A 21,708-nucleotide genomic window follows, 5' to 3' on the forward strand; every position below is an offset into this window, starting at 1 on the left:
CATTGAATTATTGTAATTTTAGAAACAAAAATCCCCTCAAGGACGCCGATCATCATCAGCGCGCCTGTCTTTATTGAGGTTTGGATTATTAATTAACGGAACATTGGCAGCGCGTCAGCAGTCGTGCCTGCATGCGCGGTTTTTAGGTCGTGTAGTGTGGTTTTTAGGGTGGTTACAAGCTCTGGTCGCACCGCAAACGCATTTGCACCTGACTTATAAAAATATGACGCCTGATCAAGCCCGAACTCGCCTGCGATGATGATCTCAGCATGTTCTCTTAGCTGCCGAAGCTGACGCACCAGGCTGAAAACTCGTCCATCCTTAAAGTCCGCCACATGCACTACGAACAGGTTAATCAATGCCTCATCAAGTACAGATTCGATCTCTTTGATGGTATTGTCCGCTGTAACGAGCAGTCCACGCGTATCACGAAAGTCTGTTGGCGTACTCAGCAGCGTGCTATTGCCATCACCGCGCTCATTGATCTTCCCTAGATCAAGACCTGCATAGTTTGGCTCATCCGCACTGCTTGAAATCAAGAAAAACTCAGCCGTGCTTTCATGAACATTGGCATGGCTATCTACACTGATGATCGTTGTCAAGACACTCATTTCAATCTCCTTTTGGCTAAATTAAGCGTAAACTGCCGCCTTAAATGGCGCAATACCTACGCGCTCCACCACCTGAGCAAAGCTCTCTACATGTTCATCGGTGGTGATACGCTCATTTTGATACACCTTAGCAATGATGTCAATGGTATTCGCCACCTCATCTGCCGCCACCGCACGCCCAAGAATCTGACCAAGTTTGGCATCCTCTGATGAGCTACCCCCAAGGCTGATCTGATACCAGTGTTCGCCTTTTTTGTCCACGCCCAGAATGCCAATATCGCCCACATGATGGTGCGCACAGGCGTTCATGCAGCCTGACATGTTCAGGCGAATATCCCCAAGATCGTACAGATAGTCTAGGTCTTGGAATTGCTCTTCGATACTCTGAGCGATATTATGCGTGGTAGCATTTGCCAATGCGCAATAATCAAATCCTGGGCAGACCGTCATGTCAGTCAATGTACCGATATTGGCGCGGGCCAGATGCAGCTTGGATAACTCTTGCCAAAGCGCATACAAATCAGCAATCTTAACATCGCCCAGCACCAGATTCTGATGGTGTGTGGCACGAATCTCACCCAAACTATAAGCATCCGCCAGATCCGCCAGAGCAAACATCTGATCATCCGTCATGTCGCCTGATGGGACGTACTTGCCATTGATGATACCCGCCTTTAATGAGATCACCACCGCACGATAGCCAGCCACTTTATGAGCCACGGTATTATGCTCATACCAATTTTTAAAATTATCATCAACCAGATATTTTTGAAGCTGGTTTTGCGCTGCCAGTGGGTCGATTTTCTCATATGACGGTGCGGTAAAATAACTCTCAGCCTTAGTAAAGTGCGCATCCGTCAAGGTAAGATCGCCATCTTTTAGGTGCTGCCATTCATCAGCGACTTTTTGGGCGAACACCTCCTTACCTAGACTCTCCACCAAGATTTTGATGCGTGCTTTATATTTATTATCACGACGACCTTCTAAATTGTAGACTCTCAAGATCGCATCAAGATAGCTTAGCAGATGCTCGCGCGGCAAGAACTCATTAATCACTTTACCAATAATAGGTGTACGCCCAAGACCGCCGCCCACGATGACCTCAAAGCCAATTTGACCGTCTTTTTTGATGACGTGCAGACCAATGTCATGCACCTGCGTCGCAGCGCGGTCAGCCTTAGTGCCGATGACTGCAATTTTAAATTTGCGCGGCAAATAAGCAAACTCAGGGTGAAACGTACTCCACTGTCTAATGATCTCACAATAAGGCCTTGGATCGACCACTTCTTCGCTGTGAATGCCAGCGTACGGATCGGTCGTGGTATTGCGGATACAGTTGCCTGATGTTTGAATGGCATGCATCTGATGACTAGCAAGCTTCGCCAGAATGTCGGGCACTTCTTCAAGCTTTACCCAATTTAACTGCAAATTGGTACGCGTGGTAAAGTGCGCATACCCTCTGTCAAAGTCACGCGCAATCTCAGCCAAAACACGCAGCTGATGGCTTGCCATCAAGCCATAAGGGATGGCGATGCGCAGCATGGGCGCATGACGCTGAATATAAAGTCCGTTTTGCAAGCGCAAGGGTAGAAACTGCTCTTCTGGCAACTCCCCTGCCAAAAAACGCTGCGTCTGATCTCGAAACTGCTCAACTCGTTCATCAACGATTTTTTGATCGGTATAAGAATATTGATACATGATAATTTCCTTTGGCGGTCGGCTTAGGCGTCATGACGACTTTAGGATTGTCATGTTAAGCATTTCACGCCAAAATTTAAAATTCAAAAACGGCATATAGATAGCAAATATGAGCATAATCAACCATCCTTAGATCAAACTTTTCATTAAATCCAAGCATCAGCCATTCTATCACTCAAAAATAAAACCCAGAAAACAAACTTTTAAAGGAAATCAAAGAAAAAATCCATACTAATTATAGTCATTGTATGTAATTTTTATATACATCTCTAGCCTGTGTGAATACCTTACGAGCTTTAAAATAATTTTAAGTAATGACTTCATTCCACCTGACAAACCAAAAGTTAAGTAAAATTTTATTAGTATTCAAAATGATGGATAAACACATTATTTGATTTGTGGTTTTGTGAATTTGTGGTAGAATAAGCGCATTTCATCACGCCCAAAAATATTAGGGAAAATAAACGTTTTACATGTAAGAATGATCAGATTTGTTTTTCCATGAAAACCACTTTTTATCTACTTTCGATAAATCTGATATGACAATCGCACAAACCTCTGATAAAGCCCAAAAACTTACCTGGAAAGCCTTCGGGCCTGGCATTTTAATGGCATCTGCCGCCATTGGCGGTTCGCACCTTGTATCATCCACCCAAGCTGGGGCGTTGTATGGTTGGCAACTTGCCATTATGATCGTGCTTGCCAACTTTTTTAAATACCCTTTTTACCGCTTTGGCACAGAATACGCCTACAAAACAGGCGATAGTCTCGTGGCAGGTTACGCCAAAAAATCCAAAGCCTACCTTTGGGCATTTTTTGGCTTATCTGTCGTGTCAGGCGTGATTACCACAGGGGCAGTCGCCCTGCTCTGTGCGACCATTTTGGGCTTTATTCTGCCTTTTGAGCTAAATCCACTTATCCTGTCAATGATTGTAATGACCGTCTCATGGGGGCTACTCATTGCAGGGCATTATAAGGTTTTGGATAATATCTCAAAGTGGATTATTCTGGCATTGACGGTTGCCACCATTTTGGCGGTCATCATCGCAGGTATGTCGCCAAAAGAAGTCGCCCCTGATTTTGTGCCAATGTCGCCTTGGAACTTGGCGTCTTTGGGCTTTATCATCGCTCTTATGGGTTGGATGCCTGCTCCGCTTGAATTTTCGGTCATTACATCTGTGTGGACTGCCAAAAAAATCCGCACCGACCACACAAGCCATTTTCAAGGCGTGGTAGATTTTAACGTAGGCTATTTTACATCGGCGATTTTGGCGTTATTTTTCTTGACGCTTGGCGTGTTTGTACAGTACGGCACAGGCGAAGAGATTGCCACCAAAGGCGGCGCTTACATCGGTCAGCTTGTAGAGATGTACACAGAGACCATTGGCAATTGGTCAAAAATTCTCGTGGCATTCATCGCTTTTTTGTGTATGTTTGGCACGGTCATCACGAGTGCGGACGGCTATGGGCGTACCAATGCCGAGAGTCTGTCGCTCATCAAAACAGGCACAACCGAGCTTACCGAAAAATACGTCATGCGCTGGACGACCGCTATGATCATTGGTGGATTTATCTTGATTAATGTGTTTGCAGGACAAATGGCAAGCCTACTCAAATTTGCGATGATTAGCTCCTTTGTCTCCGCTCCGATTTTTGCCTACCTGAACTACTCGTTGGCAAAATCTGAAAACCTACTCACCCCAAAAATGAATATTTATGCCCTACTTGGCATTGCCTTTTTGGCAGGATTTGCAGGCTCGTTTTTATTGCAGTTTTTTGGGATTATTGGATAAAAACAAAAACATCAAAAAGGGCGACAGCAATCGCCCTTTGTTTTTAAAAGCACCCTGCCCTATTCTGTGCCAAATTCCTTACGCTTATTGGCAAAAAATCTATCCAGCCTATCCATCGCATCTTCCAAATCTATCAAATTGGGCAGAAATACGACCCTAAAATGGTCTGGCTTATCCCAATTAAAGCCCGTACCCTGCACCATTAAGACTTTTTCTTGAATCAATAAATCCATCATGAATTTCATGTCATTTTGGATGGGATAGACATCAAGGTCAATCTTGGCAAAACAGTAAAACGCCCCTTGCGGTTTGGTGCAGCTAATGCCCTTAATGGCATTTAAGCGAGAGACCGCCATCTCACGTTGTTTGTACAGTCGCCCTGTCGGTGCGGTCAACTCCTGCATGGACTGATAACCACCCATTGCCGTCTGTATGGCGTACTGAGCAGGCACATTGGCACACAGTCGCATACTGGCGAGCATGGTCAAGCCTTCTATAAAGTCGCCAGCATGGTCTTTTTTGCCCGACAACATGACCCAGCCTGAGCGATAGCCTGCAATGCGGTGTGATTTTGACAAGCCATTAAAGGTTAAAACCAGCGTCTTATCGGTAATCGTACACATGGGCGTATGCACAGCATCATCATACAAAATACGGTCATAAATCTCGTCTGCCATGATAACCAAGCCATGTTTTACCGCCAAATCAGCAACCTGCTCTAAGATTTCCTTGCTATATAATGCTCCTGTGGGGTTGTTGGGGTTGATGATGACAATGGCTTTGGTTTTGTCGGTGATTTTACTCTCAATATCCGCCAAATCAGGGTGCCAGTTGCCTTCTTCCACACAGCGATAATGCACCGCCCTGCCCCCTGCTAGGTTGGTGGACGCTGTCCACAGCGGATAATCAGGCATGGGAATAAGCACTTCATCGCCGTCATCAAGCAGGGCTTGCAAGGTCATGACGATAAGCTCCGACACGCCATTGCCGATATACACATCATTGACATCGGTCGCTGACAGCAGTCCTTTGGCTTGATAATATTGCAAGATTGCCTTGCGAGCTGAGAAAATCCCCTTAGAATCTGAGTAGCCAGACGCATTTTGCAAGTTCATCGCCACGTCTTGCACAATCTCATCGGGGGGCAACAGCCCAAACGGTTCAGGATTGCCGATGTTGAGTTTGATGATACGCTGACCTTCGGCTTCCATGCGGTTGGCGGTTTGCAAAAGTTCGCCCCGAATGTCATAGCAGACGTTGGCAAGTTTGGCAGATTTTTTTAAAGGTTTCATGAGGGATACCTTGTGAGAATGGTTGTGTGAATTTGGTAAATTATCTTGTAAATCAATCTCTTGACTGGCATTATTGACGATTGGATTTACCGATACATTACCTGTCAAAAGATAATTTTCAGTCGTGCCTAGCACTTGGGCGACTATGGGGAGCTTGCTACTTGTGATACCATTTTTATCGCATTCCCAATTGGCAATCGCTCCACGACTGACGGACGCACCGTGGGCGTTTAGCTTATCGGCTAGGGCTTGGGCGGATAATCCTAAGGATTTGCGGAGCTGTTTTAGGCGTTCGCCTTGCGTGGTGGGCGTATTTGGTGGGTGGGTGTCGTTGGTCATGGCGGTAATTGCAAGTAAAAGTTGCAATTATCATACAAGGCTTCGAATGGTTTTGCAAGAGAATTTTAAAGGCATGAATTTAACAAGCACTATTCTGATTGAACTTCACCCCACCCACACAAATTTAGATAAATTAGATTTGCCTCATGCTTGTATTTGTACCAAACCCACCCCATTCAATATCAAGATTAAAAACTCAAACTCTGACCTACTTATAAGGAAAATCCATGCCCTTACCCGACCATAGCCTTAGCCCCGATGAAATTGCCCAATTAACTGAACAAGATTGGCAAAATCGCCTAACCGCTGACGAATATTACGTCTTACGCCAAAAAGGCACCGAGCGACCTTTTGCCGGCTTATATACCGATGTGTTTGAAACTGGTGTGTATCGTTGTAAGGGCTGTAATGCCAAGCTCTTTGACAGCGATAGCAAATACCACTCAGGCTGTGGCTGGCCCAGCTTTGATAAGACAATTAATGACACCGTGCTGACTGAGACACTGGATTTATCTCACGGCATGAGACGTATTGAAGTTACTTGCAGCAACTGCGGCGGGCATTTGGGACACGTTTTTCCTGATGGTCCAAGAGAGACGACAGGCATGAGATATTGCATCAACTCAATCGCCATTGATTTTGAACCCAATTAACACCAATCACTTGCAATCAGCTTGGAGATTTTTATGTCTAGCATCTATGAATTTAGCGCCAATGATTTGACTGGTAATGTCGTACATTTTAAGGGTTTTGAAGGTAAGGTTTTGCTTATCGTCAATACTGCAAGCAAATGCGGCTTTACACCGCAATTTGCAGGCTTGCAAGAATTGCACACCAAATACCACGATAAGGGCTTAGTCGTGATCGGCTTTCCTTGCAATCAATTCGGCGCACAGGAGCCTCACGAAGGCGCAGAGATTGGCGAGTTCTGTCAAAAGAACTACGGCGTGGACTTTTTAATGATGGATAAAGTAGATGTGAACGGCGATCACGCCCATCCAATTTTTGATTTTCTAAAGCATGAGCAAGGTGGCATCTTAACCGATGCGATCAAGTGGAATTTTACCAAATTCTTGGTTGGTCGTGACGGTAAAGTGCTGGATCGTTACGCACCGACCACCAAGCCACAAGACTTAGAAAAAGACATCGAGGCAGCTTTGGCGTAGTTTTATTTTTTAAAATTATTTTAAAATCAATATTTTACATAAAATTTTAAAATTTTTTGAAAAAAGTATTTGACACCCTGTCAAAAATCTATATAATACGCACCACAACGAACGAACACGGTAGCGATAAGTTACTTAGTTCGAAAGTTAAAAGAACATGGGCGGTTAGCTCAGTTGGTAGAGCGTCTGCCTTACAAGCAGAGGGTCAGCGGTTCGAATCCGTTACCGCCCACCATGTTCGCAGCGGTAGTTCAGTTGGTTAGAATACCGGCCTGTCACGCCGGGGGTCGCGGGTTCGAGTCCCGTCCGCTGCGCCATTATTCAAGAAACTCCAAATCTTCGGATTTGGAGTTTTTTTATTATTTAACACCTCCTTTTGCTCGTTATTGAGCTTACTAATTATGCTATAATACCATTTTTTCAGCCATCTATTAAGACAGCTAACATGAGTGTTCAAACCTTTAATCCCAAAAACCCCAATCCCAATCTTAGTCCCAGTGAAGTTGGCTATCACCACAAAGCCAACCACAACCAAAACCGCACCCTAGAAGAGTCGGCAAGTCTGATGCAGATTACTGAGCCTAGTGGCGGTTTATCCAGTGAGATTGTCAAAACGCCCAAAGTCGGGTTTGTATCCTTAGGTTGTCCCAAGGCACTGGTGGACAGTGAGCGGATTATTACCGAACTTACTCGTGAGGGCTACCAAGTCGCCAAGGATTATGACGGGGCGGATCTTGTGGTGGTAAACACCTGCGGATTTATTGAATCTGCCGTCCAAGAAAGCCTTGATGCCATTGGCGAGGCAATCACCAAAAACGGCAAGGTCATCGTAACAGGCTGTTTGGGTAAAGATGCCGAAAAAATCCGCACCATGCACCCTGCCGTATTGACGGTAACAGGGGCTCATGCCTATGATGAAGTGGTCAAAGCGGTAACGCACCATGTGCCAAAACCTGCCAAATCAAAGACTTATGACCCCAAAATCGACCTTATCAATGACGCAGGCGTGAAGCTGACCCCTGCCCATTATGCGTATGTCAAAATCAGTGAAGGCTGTAATCATCGCTGTACTTTTTGTATCATTCCGTCCTTGCGTGGCGACTTGGTGTCTCGCACCATTGACAGCGTGATGAATGAAGCTGTTGCCCTAAAAAAAGCAGGGGTCAAAGAGCTACTTATCATCAGCCAAGACACGTCCGCTTATGGCGTGGATTTAAAATATAAAATGGCGTTTTGGCAAGGCGAACCGATAAAGACCAAGTTTTTTGATATGTGTCAAGCCTTAGCAAGGCTTGGCATTTGGGTGCGTTTGCATTATGTGTACCCTTATCCGCACGTGGATAATGTGGTACAAATCATGGCGGACAGCATGAAAGCCAGTGGTGGTAAGGGTGGGCTACTGCCATATCTTGACATTCCCTTTCAGCACGCAAGCCCCAGTGTATTAAAGGCGATGAAACGCCCTGCCATGAGCGAAAATACCTTGGAGCGACTTGCCAAATGGCGGAAGATTTGCCCCCAGATTGTCATTCGTTCTACCTTTGTGGTGGGCTTTCCAGGGGAGACCGAAGAAGATTTTGAGTACTTGCTTGACTGGTTAAAACAAGCACGCCTTGACCGTGTGGGCTGTTTTACTTATTCAGAGATTGACGGGGCGGTAGCGAATGATTTGCCAAACCCTGTGCCAGAGCCTGTTAAGCAAGAGCGTTACGAGCGGTTTATGGCGGTCGCCCAACAAATCAGCGAAGAAAAATTGCAAGAAAAAGTCGGGCAAACGTTGGTGGTATTGGTAGATGAAATTGATACAGAAGAGAACATCGCCATTTGCCGTAGCTATGCCGATGCCCCAGAGATTGACGGTCATGTCTATGTGGATAATATTGATGAGACAGTAAAAGTAGGGCAGTTTTTAACCGTTACCATTGATGAAGCCAGTGAGTATGATTTGTTTGCCAGTTTTAAATAATAAAATAAGCCCTAAATACTGTTTTAGGGCTTATTTTTATTGCTTGCATTTATCAAAATATGCAAAGCAAAGACTTTGGGTGCATCAACTCAATTTAAATCAAAAATCCTGCACTACATAAATAAAAAATGGTAAAATAATTCAATTTATCGATATATTAGCAAGGAACACTCTCATGGTACTCATGATTGATAATTTTTGCAGTTTTACTTATAACATCGTACAGTATTTTGGAGAATTACAACAAGACATCAAGGTATTTCGTAATAACGAAATTACCCTAGATGAGATTCGCGCACTGTCACCCAAGGCCATTATCTTAGGCCCTGGTCCTTGTAGCCCAACCGAGGCAGGTGTGACATTGCCGATTTTGGCTGAATTTAGCGGTCAGATCCCGATCCTAGGTGTCTGCCTAGGTCATCAAGCGATCGGGCAGGCTTTTGGTGGTGATGTGGTTCGCGCAGGTGAGGTCATGCATGGCAGATTATCACCTATTTATCATCATGATCAGGGAGTGTTTAGCGATCTACCAAGCCCATTTGATGCCACGCGCTACCACTCACTTGTCATCGACAGAAACACCCTGCCCGACTGCCTAGAGATCACCGCGTGGACTCAGAATTCTGATGGCTCAATGGAAGAGATCATGGGTGTTCGTCATAAGACATTAGATGTAGAGGGTGTTCAATTCCACCCAGAATCTATCCTAAGCGAGCACGGCTATCAGCTGTTTAATAATTTTTTGGTACGCTGCGGCCTTGCCAAGCTAAGCAACGACAACCTACCACAAGTCGCCTAAGCCATAGACAACGAATACAGTAAGGATGGATAATGATTAACTTAAATAATATTAATACGCTTAGCGATGATGAGATCGGTCAATTTTTAAGCCAAACGTTAAATACATTATTACAAGGCAAAAACCTAGACAGCGACACCATGCAGGGCGTAATGCTTGCCATCATGCATGGACGTTGCCCAGATGCACTGATGGGTGCCATCTTGGTGGCGCTACGCATCAAGGGCGAGAGCATTGATGAGATTACCGCCGCCGCCGCCGTGATGAGAAGACTGGCACATAACATCACATTAGATGATCTGACAAATGTGGTCGATATCGTGGGAACAGGTGGCGATGGCGCCAATCTATTTAACGTATCAACAGCAGCCACGTTCGTGGTATCCGCCAGTGGCGTTAAGGTCGCCAAGCACGGCAATCGCGGCGTCTCCACCAAGTCAGGCTCTTCAGACCTACTACAAACGCTTGGCGTACGTCTCGACTTGACCAATGACGAGATCATTCGCTGCATTCAAGAACAGCAATTAGGATTCTTATTCGCGCCCAACCATCATAAAGCCATGCGTCATGCCGTTGGTGTCCGCCAGCAGCTAAAAGCTCGTACGATCTTCAACGTCTTAGGCCCATTAACAAACCCTGCTGGTGTGGTTAATTCGGTCATCGGTGTATTTGATCAGTCTCTATGCGAACCGCTTGCCCACGCTCTAAAGAACCTTGGTTCAAAGCACGCAATTGTTGTGCATTCAGCCGATGGATTAGATGAATTTAGCTTGGCGGACGATAGTTTTGTGAGCGAACTAAAAGATGGCGTGGTTAGCAGTAACACCATCAGCCCTCGAGATGTCGGCATTGAACCACAAAGCCTTGACGGGCTAGATGTATCATCTTCCAAAGATAGCCTAGAGCTCATCACCGCCGCCCTATCAGGGGCAAGCGATGATCAGCGCATCAAAAAAGCCCAAGATATCATTGCACTAAATTCAGGCGCAGCCATCTATGTCTCAGGCAAGGCAGACACCCTACAATCAGGCGTACAGATTGCCAAAGATACCATCGGCAGTGGCGCAGCATTAACCAAAATGCGTGAATTTGCCAAGTTTACCCAATCTTTATAATCTTATAAAACCATACATCAGGAATAATCATGACAAGTTCGAGTACGCCAAGCATCCTCCAAAAAATCGTCACCACCAAGCATGAAGAAATCGCCGCCGCCAAGGCTTTGGTGAGCCAAGATGAACTCATCAGGCTTATTCGCCTTAATAACGACAAGCCAAGAGGCTTTGCCAATACCCTACGCGCTGTCAATACTACAGAAGGCAAGATTGGCGTCATCAGCGAAATCAAACAAGCCAGCCCATCAAAGGGCGTCATCTGTCAGAATTTCAATGCTGTCGATGCCGCCAAAGGCTATGAACAAGCAGGTGCAACATGCCTATCTGTACTGACCGATCGACAGTATTTTAAAGGTCATGATCACTACATGATCAAAGCCAGAAATGTCACAAACTTACCCGTCCTGCGTAAAGATTTTATGGTGGATGAATACCACATCTACGAAAGCCGCGCCTTAGGCGCTGACTGCATTCTGCTGATCATGGCATGCCTAGATGACGAGACGGTTGCTCATCTACACAAGATCGCCATTGATCTGGGTATGGATGTACTGATCGAGATTCACACCCAGCAAGAGCTAGAACGCGCACTTAAATTGCCCAAATCTACCCACAACATTTACGGTATCAACAACCGCGATCTGAATACTTTTAAGGTGGATTTGGCGCATAGCATTCGTCTGTGCGAGCAGCTTTTTGCTGCATTGGGTGATGATGCTCTCGTGGTCAGCGAAAGCGGCATCAATGATGCCAATGACATTCATCTGATGCAAAAGAACAACATCCATCATTTCTTGATTGGTGAACAGTTCATGAAGACAGATGATGCTGGTGCAGCATTGGCAGAGCTACTAAGAAGCATTTAACGCATTAATGATTTAACCCGCCCAACAAAAGCGAATGGCGAGCCATTCGCTTTTGTTGGGCGGGTTAATTTAATAAATCAGGAAAGATTGTTCTAAGTCCACTCACCAAGATCTCAACCGCCACTGCCGCAAGCAGCATACCCATGATACGACTTAGAATATTCAGTCCTGTATCACCCAAGAATCGACTGATACGCCCTGCAGCCATCAAAGACAGATAACAGAACATGCTAATGCACAGCCCTGCCACCAAGATCGTACCAATCTCAAAAGCGCTCTTGACTTGGCTGCTATAAATGATCACCGTCGAGATACCGCCAGGGCCAATCATCATGGGGATGGCCAAAGGTACGACCGCCGAGGCTGTCAGCGATGAATTCACCTCAACTTCATCCTCATTAGGTTTGACGGGATTGCCGCCGCCATTCATCATATTAATGGCAATCAAGAATACTAAGACACCGCCAGCTACTTGGAACGACCCCACCGAGATGCCTAATAACTTCAGCAAACTCTCGCCAAGCAATGTAAAAAAACAAATCGTAATCAATACGGTCAAGCAGGCGATCTGCGCAACTCGTTTGCGATCTTGCGTGGTGCAGCCATTCGTGATGCTTAAGAATAGCCCAAGTGCGCTAAATGGATTGATCAGCACCACGAATGCCAGAATAATTTTAATGAGTTCGGTGTCCATAATACCCTATTCGGTAATTATTTATGTCGCTATTTACATCATGAAAAAAACTAGATATTGTAGCACAATCACACCCAAAATCTTACCAAAATCCGTGTTTTTGTGCTAAAATTCTGCAAAATTTTTAATCACATATTCATCATTTTATCTTATGAACAGCGATTTCAAGAACCATCACGCCATCGTACTATTCTCAGGCGGTCTAGACTCCACCACCTGCCTATACTGGGCACAAGCTAATTTTAAAGACATCATCGCCATCAGCTTTCGTTATGGTCAGCGTCACTCCAGCGAACTGATCGCCGCCACCAAAATCACCAAACAGCTCGGCGTCTCACATCGCATCATCGACATCGATATCGCTCAACTTGGCGGATCAGCCCTGACCGATCAAAACATCGACGTGCCTAACTATGACGCTGCATCAGATGCCGTGCCTGTGACCTATGTTCCTGCGCGTAACACCATATTCTTATCATACGCATTGGCAGCCGCCGAGGTCATGCAGGCTAATTATATCGTGATCGGTGTGAGTTCTGTCGATTTCTCAGGTTATCCTGATTGCCGCCCTGACTTTATCGAAGCCTTTGAGAACCTTGCCAATCTGGCCACTGTTGCAGGGCGTGCAGGCAATCGCCTGTCTGTCGTCGCGCCGCTACAGAATCTATCCAAGGCCCAGACCTTAGAGCTTGGTCTATCTTTGGGTGTGGACTATGGCAAGACGGTGTCCTGCTATCAAGCAGACAGTGATGGGCGCGCTTGCGGTGTGTGTGATAGCTGTGCACTGCGTCGCCAGGGATTCATCGATGCAGGTGTACCTGACCCAACTCGTTATCAGAATGCATAACATCCCTTAGAACGACAAATCATCTCGATTTGTCATTTTTTATTTGCATTTTCTCATGCAGTGTAATAAAATACCGACCAGTTGGTTTTTTATTTGAGACATTTGCTATATGCAATTATCCACCGCTTACGCCCTGCTTGCTCTCGCCATCATCAGCGAAGTGACGGGTTCGACTTTTTTGGCAAAATCTGACGGATTTAGCAAACTCATCCCTACCAGCATTACGCTCGTTTGTTTTGCCATCGCTTTTTATCTACTTTCTCATGTCGTCAAGGTCATCCCTCTTGGCATGACTTATGCCATTTGGTCGGGTGTGGGTATTGTACTAACTGCTTTGATCGGTATGTTCGTATTGAAACAACCTCTAGACATCCCCGCCATGATAGGCATCGGCTTTATCATAGTCGGAGTGATCATCATGAACATCTTTTCAAGCTCTACCGCCCATTAATAAAATAAAGAAAACTCATGGAAAATCAATCACTTGAATTATTCAACGAAAGCCAAAGCAAGCCAAAACGCAAAAACAACCCCGAGCTTCTACGCCACAGCATCCTAATCGCCGCCAAAGACCTTATGCTGCAAGATGGTATCGCCAATCTGTCCATGCAAAAAGTCGCTGATGCGGCAGGCACGAGTAAAGGCGGGCTTTTTCATCACTTTAAAAACAAAGACGAGCTGATCTTATCGGTGCTTGAGCTGTTCATCGCACAGGTGAACACCGCCATAATGCAGCACATTAATGAGATGGGCGAAGCTAAAGGCGTGTTCACGCGCGCTTATGTAAGCGTGTTTTTTGAGAATACTGAGATTGGATTATCAAGTGACTGGTCAGGGTTGATTCGCGCGATGAATGCCGAGAGCAAACTTGCCGCGTTGTGGGATTCATGGCTTCATCATAAGGTGGGCAGCTTTAGTCACACCGACAGTGACATTCGACTAACCGCCATACGTTACGCGGTTGATGGCGCGTGGTTAAACAACATTGATATAAAGGAATTGCCCGCCATTCGCGATTATCTGATGACACTGATTGATGACATTGTGCGCTAACCAATAAAAAACACCACCTAATCAAGCGGTGTTTTTTATTGTAAATCGATGGTCTAATTAAATCGCATAACCCAGCGCATAGAACGCCACCAACGCCACAGCGATGATAACTGTACCGATGTTAAGCTGCTTAAACTCACCAGAGATCAGGCGACCTAATACCAACGCAGCAAAGCCCAACATGATGCCTGTTACGATGTTGGCAGTCAATATGATGAACACCGCACACACCAGACCACTCATCGCACCCACAAAGTCATCAAAATCAAGCTTTGAGACATTGCTTAGCATCAACAGACCCACATGCATCAAGGCAGGCGCGGTCGCATAACCAGGCACTAAGAACGCCAATGGCTGGAAGAACAACATGAGCAAGAATAACACACCCACCACGATCGCGGTCAGACCTGTCTTACCGCCAACCGCCGTGCCCGCCGCTGATTCGATATACACCGCTGCAGGCGCCGTACCGAACAGACCAGAGAATACGCTAGAGACTGAGTCAGCTGTCAATGCCTTGCCGCCGCCGATGATCTGACCGTCTTTATCGATCAGTCCAGCTTGCCCTGCTACTGCACGGATCGTACCAGTCGCATCGAACACCGCCGTCATCACCAGAGCAAATACCGCTGGCAATACCGCTGCATTTAACGCGCCCATGATGTCAAGGTTTAGGAACAGTGATTCGCCTGTAACAGTTGGTAGCTTAAAGACTGAACCGCCAAATTTCACATTCGGGTCAAAAATCAGACCAATCACCGTAATGGCAATGATCACCCATAGAATACTGCCTTTTACCTGCTTACGCTCAAGGCCGATGATCGCAGCCAATCCAACCAAAGACATTACCACAGGAAAAGAAGTAAATTCGCCCATTTTTACAGGCAGGCCAGCATCATTCTTGATGACCAGACCCACACCGTTGGCAGCGATCAGCAGTAGAAACAGACCAATACCAATACCTGCGCCATGCGCAATTGAAATTGGCAGGTTACGCAGAATCCACGCACGAATGCCCGTCACAGAGATAAGCGTGAACACCACACCCATCAAGAAAATCGCGCCCAGCGCCACAGGTACGCTGATGCCTTGACCTAATACAAGGCTAAACGCCGTAAACGCCGTCAAGCTAATCGCACAACCGATCGCCATCGGCACATTCGCCCACAGACCGATTAAGATTGAGCCTAAGCCCGCCACCAAACAAGTCGCAATAAAGACCGACTCGGCAGGAAATCCTGCGTCGCTTAACATGTTCGGCACGACGATCAACGAATACACCATCGCCAAAAATGTCGTCAAGCCAGCGATGACTTCTTGACGCACAGAAGAGCCACGCTCCTCAATTTTTAGATAAGAAAGCAAAGACATAAAACGCCTATCAAGTTGCTAAGAATAATTTTAGGGTGCTAATTTTACTTCATAGACACATTTTTTACAATTTTTAACGAATAAATTTACAAAATTTTATGGCTCATTTGGTCGAAATTTTGACAAATATTAGGTAAAATGGTCGTATTTTTAGATAATTTTAAAACAATATGAAAAACACTCAAGAAACCATCGCATTGCCTGACTTTGATGTGGCACTCGTGAAGAATGACATTCAAAGCTCTGTCAACCTTAGCACTCTCATCCAGGACAGCGGTCGCGGATTGGTGCTATACTTTTATCCCAAGGATAACACCCAAGGCTGCTCGGTGCAGGCGGTTGATTTTAGCCACCTAAAAGAACAATTTGAGAACAAAGGCTATCAAATCATCGGCGTGTCTCGCGATGGCGTCAAGTCACATCAGAGCTTCATCACCAAAAAATCCCTCGACATCCCGCTTATCAGCGACCCTGATGAGAAGCTTTGCCAGTATTTTGATGTCATTAAAGAAAAAATGATGTATGGCAAGACGCATCTTGGCGTGGTGCGCTCAACTTTCGTTTTTGATAACAGTGGACAAATGACGGCAAGCTATCGCAATGTAAAAGCCAAAGAACACGCCGAAAAGCTACTTGAGACCCTATAAAATCTCATGAAAGTTATGCACTTATCATCATCGCTAAAGCATGATGAAGCCGAACGTGGCATCTATGCCATCACCCACGCCCTCATGCGCGCAGGTCATGAATCGATCGTCATCGGTGCCGCTCACGAAGAAGAAGAGCTGGTGACGCGCCTTATGCGTGATGACACCGTATATTATCAATTGCCCATGCCAAAAAAATCTTGGTGGGCGCTAAAAAACATCCTAAAACTTCGCCGAATCATCCAAGCGCACGAGCCTGACATCATTCATGTGCATTCGCGCACGCCCGCATGGGTGCTACATTGGGCGCTGCATCGCACCCCAAAAGAAAAACGCCCAAAAATTGTCGCGACGATGTATGGTTTTTATCCGATGAATTCTTATGCGCGTGCGCTTTTTTATTCCGACGTGATCATCACCGCCTCCAGAAGCATCGACAAATATCTACGCGCCAAGCTCGCCCAAAAAAAAGAAGAGCTCGACATCGAAGAATATCCCTTTGACATCGTGTGTGTGCGACGCGGTGTGGACATTCGCACTTATCCGTATCGCCATCACACATCCGTGTATTGGCTGCATAGTATCTTTGCAGAACATCCAGAGCTTGAACACAAAAAATGGTTGCTATTCCCCACGCCTATCGGTGCAGAATACGGACAAGAATGGCTGGTTGATATCCTAGGCAACCTACAAGAAAAATTCCCCGACATTCACGCTATCATCGCAGAAGATAATGAGCCCAATTTATCCGACCAAGACGTCGCACACGAAGAATTCATCCAACGACTGCACGCCTTAGGTCTGAACGGCAAAGTGACATTCATCGGCCGCAGACCACCCGACATGAAAGAATGGCTATCGTCAGCGAATGTCGTGCTTGCGCTGGCTAATCGCCCAGAGAGTATTGGCATCACCGCCCTACAGGCCATTCACCTTGGTACGCCGGTCATCGGCTGGGCAAAAGGAGCATTTGCTGACATTCTAAGCGCATTGTATCCACAAGGTCTAGTTAAAGAAGAGACCGCCGTCACACTCTGCAAAGCCGTCAAATCACACCTTCAGAACGGCTTGCGCCCTGCCATGACCCACGAATATACCATCGATCAGATGATGGCGGAGACTTTGGCAGTCTATCAGTCGCTCACGCCTGACTGCAAGCTCGTCAAGACCGATCGCCATGATAACCTTGTGTGCGTTCGGGCAAATGAATAATACCGACTTAATCAAACGCGCGTCTCGATTACGCTTTAGATAGCGCAATGCACAATACACACTAACTTTGATTTCATCCCCAATCAAAAACACCGCTAAATTAGCGGTGTTATTACAAAAAAATACCCAGCTTGGGTAACTGGGTGTGTGGGTAAATAGCATCCATCGCCGATGACTCATCCTTTGGCAGCCATGCCTCATACCTCTATCCTAATGTGCGTATTATATTATCAAAAATTTGTCTATACCATCAGCCATTACCTCCACATCCTGTAAGCCATTTCTTACAAGGTTTAAACCGCTTTTAATAATTTAGACATTCAGCTATTTAATAACAAGTGCAGAAAAGCTTATTTTTTTGAGGATATTTACCCAAAAAAGCTTGATTTTTTATTCATAACAGTGCATAGTTATGCGTTTAATTTGAATGGCGCTTGTTTTGCGACATTCATCCGTTTTTATTCATTCTAAGGTGGACACAATGGCAGAAAAATTGGTCGTAGGCTTGGTTGGTTGGCGTGGCATGGTTGGCTCTGTGCTGATGGCTCGCATGGTTGAAGAAGGTGATTTTAATCACATCACGCCTGTTTTTTTCTCAACCAGCAATGCAGGTGGCAAAGCGCCTGACTTCGGCGTAGATGTAGGCACCCTAAAAGACGCATCTGACATCAACGAACTTGCCAAATGTGACGCCATCATCACCTGTCAAGGCGGCGACTATACCAAAGAAGTGCACGGCAAATTGCGCGCATCTGGCTGGAATGGCTACTGGATTGACGCAGCCAGCTCGCTTCGCATGGACGACAACGCCGTCATCATCCTAGATCCTGTTAACCGCAACGTCATCGACGACGCCATCGCTAATGGCAAAAAAGACTTCATCGGCGGCAACTGCACCGTTAGCCTAATGCTGATGGCGATTGGTGAACTATTCCGTCGCGGTTGGGTAGAATGGGTATCTGCCATGACTTATCAAGCCGCTTCTGGCGCGGGTGCTAACAACATGCGCGAGCTTATCTCTGGCATGGGTGTATTACGCGACAGCGTGGCAGACAAGCTTGCTGACCCTGCCTCTGCCATCCTTGAAATCGACAAAACCATCGCCGACACTCAGCGCTCTGACACTTTTCCAAAACAACACTTCGGTGCTGTATTGGCAGGCAGTCTCATTCCTTATATCGACAGCCAGCTTGACAACGGTCAATCTCGCGAAGAATGGAAAGGTCAAGCTGAGACCAATAAGATCCTAGGCAACACAGATTCTGACATCATTAACATCGATGGCATCTGTGTCCGCATCGGTGCAATGCGTTGTCACAGCCAAGCATTAACCATCAAGCTAACCAAAGATATCCCTCTTGCCGAGATTGAAGAAGCACTACGCCAAAGTGACAATCCTTGGCTAGATGTGGTTGAAAATGACAAACCTGCCAGCATGGAGCGACTCACGCCTGTGGCAGTAACGGGTACGCTGAATGTGGCTGTAGGTCGTCTTCGTAAGATGAACATGGGCGGCGAATACCTAACAGCCTTCACGGTGGGCGATCAGCTACTGTGGGGTGCTGCTGAGCCGCTACGTCGCATGCTTGCCATTATCCAAGGCCGCATCTAATCACTCAAGATGCCAAAAGCCATCAAAAAGCACGCAACATGAGCGTGCTTTTTGTGTTATGATACACCAAATTTTTATATTTACCACTCATGACAGACATCACCCACATCATCTATGCAGGCGGAACATTCGGTAGTCATGGTACGCCATTATCACCCTTACCTGCCTATGTTTTTTTACCGACATTAAAACTAACATTGGCAGAACGATTGCCAAACATCACAACTGATATTCTCCCTAATGCCCTTATTAAGGACAGCAGCACCCTAACTCCTGCCGACTTTGTGACCTTGTACGGTACGATTTTGAAGGCTTATGGAGCAGGCGCGAGGCGTTTTGTACTTATTACAGGAACTGACAGCTTAAGCTTTTTGGCGGCATTTTTGGCGAATGCCTTTGAAGGTAGTGACATCAGCCTTGTAATTACAGGCAGTATGCAGCCATTATTCATCGCTGAAAGTCCCAGTCATACCATCAATGATGACAGCGATGCATGGGTTAATCTTCGTGATGCCATCATTGCTACGACCGAACATAAAGGCGTGGCGGTGCAGTTTTATCACAAACTTATGAATGCCAAAGACACCCAAAAAATCAACAGCCAACATCATGATGCCTTCATGGGCGAGTTAGCATCAAAACAAAATACCGACCAGACGGAATGTTTTGATGCTAAAGACGCATTGGGTAATTTACCCATCCTGACGGACAACGCCAAAAACACTCAAATCACTGCCATTTATTGCCTACCTAATGATGTGGCGAACCTTGAACATCAGCTCAGTCAGTTAAGTGAGCATACTCGAGCGGTCATCTTAATTGGGTTTGGTGCGGGCAATGTACCATCATCTGACAAGCTCATCACCGAGCTTCAGCGACTACTAGCCAAGCAAATCCCCGTTATCTGCACTACCATGTGTACTTTTGGCGGTACCAGCGCAGATTATGCGGCAGGCGCTTGGCAGTACCAGTATGGCGTATGCTCAAGCTCGCTTGGGATCGCTGGCATCTACGGACAAACTCTTTGGCAAATCCTACAACCAAACTCATAAACCATGAACGACCTAAGCATACAAACCTACGCCATCGGTGTTGAATTTATTGGTACAAATTATCGAGGCTGGCAGCGACAGCAGGAAGTTGATAGCATTCAGGCACGCCTTGAGTCTGCGCTATCCACCATCGCTAACGAGCCCATCGAGGTGATCGCTGCAGGGCGCACTGATGCAGGGGTGCATGCGGGCAATATGATCGCGCATTTTACCACCGCCGCCAAGCGCACAGAATATAACTGGATGCGCGGCGCAAACACCCTGCTGCCAGACGACATTGCCCTGCGCTGGATTACGCCGATGCCCTCTGATTTTCATGCGCGCTTTGGGGCGATTGCGCGTCGTTATCGTTATGTCACACTAAATCAGCCCTATCGCCCTGCCATCCTACGCCATCAAGTAACGCATGTCTTTGAGCTACTCGATAACGATAAGATGATACGAGCAAGCTCCCTTTTGGTCGGTACACATGATTTTAGTAGCTTTCGTGCAGCGGCTTGCCAGTCTAATCAGCCTGTACGCAATGTCTCACACGCCAATCTGTTTCAGCATGGGGCGTATCTGGTGCTAGACATTCAGGCGGATGGTTTTTTGCATCACATGGTGCGTAACATCATGGGCACGCTGTTCGCCATCGGCAAAGGCGAGCTTGAGATTGATGACATCACAAGGCTTATCGAAGCCAAAGATCGCACATTAGCACCACCAACCGCGTCTGCAGACGGTCTATATTTTATTAACGCATATTATCCCGATCGGTTTCAGACTCTGCTGCCAAACGTACCTCTAACCCCGCTTTGGCTTGGGCTGCCCGATTAAACCAGCAAAAATCCCGCCAAATGACGGGATTTTTTAGATCTATATGATATGAAATTAATCATATTCGATGATAACTTTCACGGCTCCGGTTTGGTCAGCGTGCTTGAAGACATCATACGCTTTTTCCATCTCTGAGAATTTGAAATGAGGGTGGCTAATTTATCCATCGGTAGCCTACTGCATTCACATGATTTTAGTAGCATGCCTGTGGTATTGGCATTCACAAGACCTGTGGTGATTTTAAGGTTCTTAATCCACAGCTTCTCAAGCGCAAAGCTCACAGGCTGACCGTGCACGCCGACGTTGGCGATGTTACCACCTTCTTTGACAGACTGCTAGCAGATGTCCCAAGTCGCAGGAATACCCACCGATTCCATCGCACAGTCCAAACCGCGACCGTCAGTAATCTCAAGGATGCGAGCCACTGCGTCTTCTTTGCCTGAATTAATGGTGTGTCGCGCCCATTTCTTTTGCCATGCGCAGATTTGAAATTTTTGACCGCAGGGCCTACTTCCTCGACAATGCCAACACCTTCATGACCAAGGATTCGCCCATTCCAATCGCCTGTCTTGTCGCGAGCAGCCGCCTCAATCTCAGGGTTCTTGCCCTTCCAGATGCCAAATCCGTACCGCAAATGGTGGTCTTCGTCATGCGAATGATGGCATCAGTAGGGTCGATGATGGTTGGGACGGGACGATCTTCAAAACGAATGTCGTTCTCACCGTAGTAGGTCATGGCTTTCATGGTAGTCATAAG

At 46.4% G+C, this 21,708-nt stretch carries 22 protein-coding genes and 2 tRNA genes; 17 read left to right on the forward strand and 7 right to left on the reverse strand.

Annotated features, from left to right (window positions below):
* Window positions 1-92: 92 nt before the first annotated feature.
* Both DYD54_RS06295 and DYD54_RS06300 read right to left on the reverse strand, forming a co-directional pair.
* Window positions 93-611: a DUF934 domain-containing protein gene (locus tag DYD54_RS06295; RefSeq protein WP_063514203.1), complete on the reverse strand. Its 519-nt coding sequence runs from the start codon at window positions 609-611 to the stop codon at window positions 93-95.
* Between the two features lie 21 nt (window positions 612-632).
* A complete protein-coding gene (locus DYD54_RS06300; RefSeq protein ID WP_063514204.1) occupies window positions 633-2,309 on the reverse strand; it encodes a nitrite/sulfite reductase in 1,677 nt (558 codons plus the stop codon).
* Between the two features lie 539 nt (window positions 2,310-2,848).
* On the opposite strand from DYD54_RS06300, the gene DYD54_RS06305 reads away from it, so the two are divergent.
* The gene (locus DYD54_RS06305; RefSeq protein ID WP_063514998.1) at window positions 2,849-4,102 is read left to right on the forward strand and encodes an NRAMP family divalent metal transporter; all 1,254 of its coding nucleotides are present in this window, start codon (window positions 2,849-2,851) and stop codon (window positions 4,100-4,102) included.
* 59 nt (window positions 4,103-4,161) lie between these two features.
* Here DYD54_RS06305 and DYD54_RS06310 read toward each other — a convergent pair whose 3' ends face one another.
* Complete coding sequence (locus DYD54_RS06310; protein ID WP_063514205.1) at window positions 4,162-5,733, reverse strand: aminotransferase class I/II-fold pyridoxal phosphate-dependent enzyme; 1,572 nt, start codon at window positions 5,731-5,733, stop codon at window positions 4,162-4,164.
* A gap of 227 nt (window positions 5,734-5,960) precedes the next feature.
* On the opposite strand from DYD54_RS06310, the gene msrB reads away from it, so the two are divergent.
* From msrB to trpC, 8 genes are all read left to right on the forward strand, one after another.
* Window positions 5,961-6,386, forward strand: a complete 426-nt coding sequence (gene msrB / locus DYD54_RS06315) for a peptide-methionine (R)-S-oxide reductase MsrB (RefSeq protein ID WP_063514206.1) — start codon at window positions 5,961-5,963, stop codon at window positions 6,384-6,386.
* Between the two features lie 33 nt (window positions 6,387-6,419).
* A complete protein-coding gene (locus DYD54_RS06320; RefSeq protein WP_046698257.1) occupies window positions 6,420-6,899 on the forward strand; it encodes a glutathione peroxidase in 480 nt (159 codons plus the stop codon).
* A 159-nt stretch (window positions 6,900-7,058) separates the two neighbouring features.
* Window positions 7,059-7,134, forward strand: a tRNA-Val gene (locus DYD54_RS06325).
* A gap of 5 nt (window positions 7,135-7,139) precedes the next feature.
* Window positions 7,140-7,216 (forward strand) — tRNA-Asp (locus tag DYD54_RS06330).
* Between the two features lie 248 nt (window positions 7,217-7,464).
* On the forward strand, window positions 7,465-8,865 hold the full coding sequence (rimO, locus tag DYD54_RS06335; protein WP_063514999.1) for a 30S ribosomal protein S12 methylthiotransferase RimO: 1,401 nt from the start codon (window positions 7,465-7,467) through the stop codon (window positions 8,863-8,865).
* A gap of 175 nt (window positions 8,866-9,040) precedes the next feature.
* Window positions 9,041-9,664: an aminodeoxychorismate/anthranilate synthase component II gene (locus DYD54_RS06340; protein WP_063514207.1), complete on the forward strand. Its 624-nt coding sequence runs from the start codon at window positions 9,041-9,043 to the stop codon at window positions 9,662-9,664.
* Window positions 9,665-9,696: 32 nt separating this feature from the next.
* Window positions 9,697-10,779 carry an anthranilate phosphoribosyltransferase gene (gene trpD, locus DYD54_RS06345; RefSeq protein ID WP_063514208.1) on the forward strand — a complete coding sequence of 361 codons (1,083 nt, stop codon included), beginning with the start codon at window positions 9,697-9,699 and terminating at the stop codon, window positions 10,777-10,779.
* A 29-nt stretch (window positions 10,780-10,808) separates the two neighbouring features.
* Complete coding sequence (trpC, locus tag DYD54_RS06350) at window positions 10,809-11,645, forward strand: indole-3-glycerol phosphate synthase TrpC (protein WP_063514209.1); 837 nt, start codon at window positions 10,809-10,811, stop codon at window positions 11,643-11,645.
* 64 nt (window positions 11,646-11,709) lie between these two features.
* On the opposite strand, the gene DYD54_RS06355 is transcribed toward trpC, so the two are convergent.
* Window positions 11,710-12,339, reverse strand: a complete 630-nt coding sequence (locus DYD54_RS06355; protein WP_063514210.1) for a MarC family protein — start codon at window positions 12,337-12,339, stop codon at window positions 11,710-11,712.
* A 151-nt stretch (window positions 12,340-12,490) separates the two neighbouring features.
* On the opposite strand from DYD54_RS06355, the gene queC reads away from it, so the two are divergent.
* The 3 genes from queC to DYD54_RS06370 all read left to right on the forward strand — a co-directional run bounded on the left by queC (window position 12,491) and on the right by DYD54_RS06370 (window position 14,239).
* A complete protein-coding gene (queC, locus tag DYD54_RS06360; protein WP_063514211.1) occupies window positions 12,491-13,186 on the forward strand; it encodes a 7-cyano-7-deazaguanine synthase QueC in 696 nt (231 codons plus the stop codon).
* 109 nt (window positions 13,187-13,295) lie between these two features.
* Window positions 13,296-13,637 carry a DMT family transporter gene (locus DYD54_RS06365; protein WP_063514212.1) on the forward strand — a complete coding sequence of 114 codons (342 nt, stop codon included), beginning with the start codon at window positions 13,296-13,298 and terminating at the stop codon, window positions 13,635-13,637.
* A 17-nt stretch (window positions 13,638-13,654) separates the two neighbouring features.
* Window positions 13,655-14,239 (forward strand): TetR/AcrR family transcriptional regulator, encoded by a 585-nt coding sequence (locus DYD54_RS06370; protein ID WP_063514213.1) that lies wholly within the window; start codon window positions 13,655-13,657, stop codon window positions 14,237-14,239.
* Window positions 14,240-14,296: 57 nt separating this feature from the next.
* Here the strand turns inward: DYD54_RS06370 and DYD54_RS06375 are convergent, their stop codons facing one another.
* Complete coding sequence (locus DYD54_RS06375) at window positions 14,297-15,610, reverse strand: NCS2 family permease (protein ID WP_046696703.1); 1,314 nt, start codon at window positions 15,608-15,610, stop codon at window positions 14,297-14,299.
* Between the two features lie 170 nt (window positions 15,611-15,780).
* Between DYD54_RS06375 and DYD54_RS06380 the strand changes: the two genes are divergently transcribed.
* From DYD54_RS06380 to truA, 5 genes are all read left to right on the forward strand, one after another.
* The gene (locus tag DYD54_RS06380; protein ID WP_063514214.1) at window positions 15,781-16,257 is read left to right on the forward strand and encodes a peroxiredoxin; all 477 of its coding nucleotides are present in this window, start codon (window positions 15,781-15,783) and stop codon (window positions 16,255-16,257) included.
* Between the two features lie 6 nt (window positions 16,258-16,263).
* Window positions 16,264-17,469 (forward strand): glycosyltransferase family 4 protein, encoded by a 1,206-nt coding sequence (locus DYD54_RS06385; RefSeq protein WP_063514215.1) that lies wholly within the window; start codon window positions 16,264-16,266, stop codon window positions 17,467-17,469.
* 481 nt (window positions 17,470-17,950) lie between these two features.
* Window positions 17,951-19,081, forward strand: a complete 1,131-nt coding sequence (asd, locus tag DYD54_RS06390; protein ID WP_063514216.1) for an aspartate-semialdehyde dehydrogenase — start codon at window positions 17,951-17,953, stop codon at window positions 19,079-19,081.
* Window positions 19,082-19,170: 89 nt separating this feature from the next.
* Complete coding sequence (locus DYD54_RS06395) at window positions 19,171-20,133, forward strand: asparaginase domain-containing protein (RefSeq protein ID WP_063514217.1); 963 nt, start codon at window positions 19,171-19,173, stop codon at window positions 20,131-20,133.
* Between the two features lie 3 nt (window positions 20,134-20,136).
* The gene (gene truA / locus DYD54_RS06400) at window positions 20,137-20,952 is read left to right on the forward strand and encodes a tRNA pseudouridine(38-40) synthase TruA (RefSeq protein ID WP_063514218.1); all 816 of its coding nucleotides are present in this window, start codon (window positions 20,137-20,139) and stop codon (window positions 20,950-20,952) included.
* A 77-nt stretch (window positions 20,953-21,029) separates the two neighbouring features.
* Here truA and DYD54_RS11865 read toward each other — a convergent pair whose 3' ends face one another.
* Both DYD54_RS11865 and DYD54_RS11870 read right to left on the reverse strand, forming a co-directional pair.
* Window positions 21,030-21,233: a hypothetical protein gene (locus DYD54_RS11865; RefSeq protein WP_305887990.1), complete on the reverse strand. Its 204-nt coding sequence runs from the start codon at window positions 21,231-21,233 to the stop codon at window positions 21,030-21,032.
* A gap of 226 nt (window positions 21,234-21,459) precedes the next feature.
* Window positions 21,460-21,705, reverse strand: coding sequence for a hypothetical protein (locus DYD54_RS11870; RefSeq protein WP_167541372.1), 246 nt, complete (start codon window positions 21,703-21,705; stop codon window positions 21,460-21,462).
* Between the last annotated feature and the right edge of the window lie 3 nt (window positions 21,706-21,708).

This window comes from Moraxella ovis (assembly GCF_900453105.1).
Lineage (GTDB): Bacteria > Pseudomonadota > Gammaproteobacteria > Pseudomonadales > Moraxellaceae > Moraxella > Moraxella ovis.

What these genes read in the sequence shown, in the direction of transcription:
- DYD54_RS06295 (WP_063514203.1), bottom strand. Translation starts at nt 611, where the DNA reads ATGAGTGTCTTGACAACGATCATCAGTGTAGATAGCCATGCCAATGTT.
- DYD54_RS06300 (WP_063514204.1), bottom strand. Translation starts at nt 2,309, where the DNA reads ATGTATCAATATTCTTATACCGATCAAAAAATCGTTGATGAACGAGTT.
- DYD54_RS06305 (WP_063514998.1), top strand. Translation starts at nt 2,849, where the DNA reads ATGACAATCGCACAAACCTCTGATAAAGCCCAAAAACTTACCTGGAAA.
- DYD54_RS06310 (WP_063514205.1), bottom strand. Translation starts at nt 5,733, where the DNA reads ATGACCAACGACACCCACCCACCAAATACGCCCACCACGCAAGGCGAA.
- msrB (WP_063514206.1), top strand. Translation starts at nt 5,961, where the DNA reads ATGCCCTTACCCGACCATAGCCTTAGCCCCGATGAAATTGCCCAATTA.
- DYD54_RS06320 (WP_046698257.1), top strand. Translation starts at nt 6,420, where the DNA reads ATGTCTAGCATCTATGAATTTAGCGCCAATGATTTGACTGGTAATGTC.
- rimO (WP_063514999.1), top strand. Translation starts at nt 7,465, where the DNA reads ATGCAGATTACTGAGCCTAGTGGCGGTTTATCCAGTGAGATTGTCAAA.
- DYD54_RS06340 (WP_063514207.1), top strand. Translation starts at nt 9,041, where the DNA reads ATGGTACTCATGATTGATAATTTTTGCAGTTTTACTTATAACATCGTA.
- trpD (WP_063514208.1), top strand. Translation starts at nt 9,697, where the DNA reads ATGATTAACTTAAATAATATTAATACGCTTAGCGATGATGAGATCGGT.
- trpC (WP_063514209.1), top strand. Translation starts at nt 10,809, where the DNA reads ATGACAAGTTCGAGTACGCCAAGCATCCTCCAAAAAATCGTCACCACC.
- DYD54_RS06355 (WP_063514210.1), bottom strand. Translation starts at nt 12,339, where the DNA reads ATGGACACCGAACTCATTAAAATTATTCTGGCATTCGTGGTGCTGATC.
- queC (WP_063514211.1), top strand. Translation starts at nt 12,491, where the DNA reads ATGAACAGCGATTTCAAGAACCATCACGCCATCGTACTATTCTCAGGC.
- DYD54_RS06365 (WP_063514212.1), top strand. Translation starts at nt 13,296, where the DNA reads ATGCAATTATCCACCGCTTACGCCCTGCTTGCTCTCGCCATCATCAGC.
- DYD54_RS06370 (WP_063514213.1), top strand. Translation starts at nt 13,655, where the DNA reads ATGGAAAATCAATCACTTGAATTATTCAACGAAAGCCAAAGCAAGCCA.
- DYD54_RS06375 (WP_046696703.1), bottom strand. Translation starts at nt 15,610, where the DNA reads ATGTCTTTGCTTTCTTATCTAAAAATTGAGGAGCGTGGCTCTTCTGTG.
- DYD54_RS06380 (WP_063514214.1), top strand. Translation starts at nt 15,781, where the DNA reads ATGAAAAACACTCAAGAAACCATCGCATTGCCTGACTTTGATGTGGCA.
- DYD54_RS06385 (WP_063514215.1), top strand. Translation starts at nt 16,264, where the DNA reads ATGAAAGTTATGCACTTATCATCATCGCTAAAGCATGATGAAGCCGAA.
- asd (WP_063514216.1), top strand. Translation starts at nt 17,951, where the DNA reads ATGGCAGAAAAATTGGTCGTAGGCTTGGTTGGTTGGCGTGGCATGGTT.
- DYD54_RS06395 (WP_063514217.1), top strand. Translation starts at nt 19,171, where the DNA reads ATGACAGACATCACCCACATCATCTATGCAGGCGGAACATTCGGTAGT.
- truA (WP_063514218.1), top strand. Translation starts at nt 20,137, where the DNA reads ATGAACGACCTAAGCATACAAACCTACGCCATCGGTGTTGAATTTATT.
- DYD54_RS11870 (WP_167541372.1), bottom strand. Translation starts at nt 21,705, where the DNA reads ATGACTACCATGAAAGCCATGACCTACTACGGTGAGAACGACATTCGT.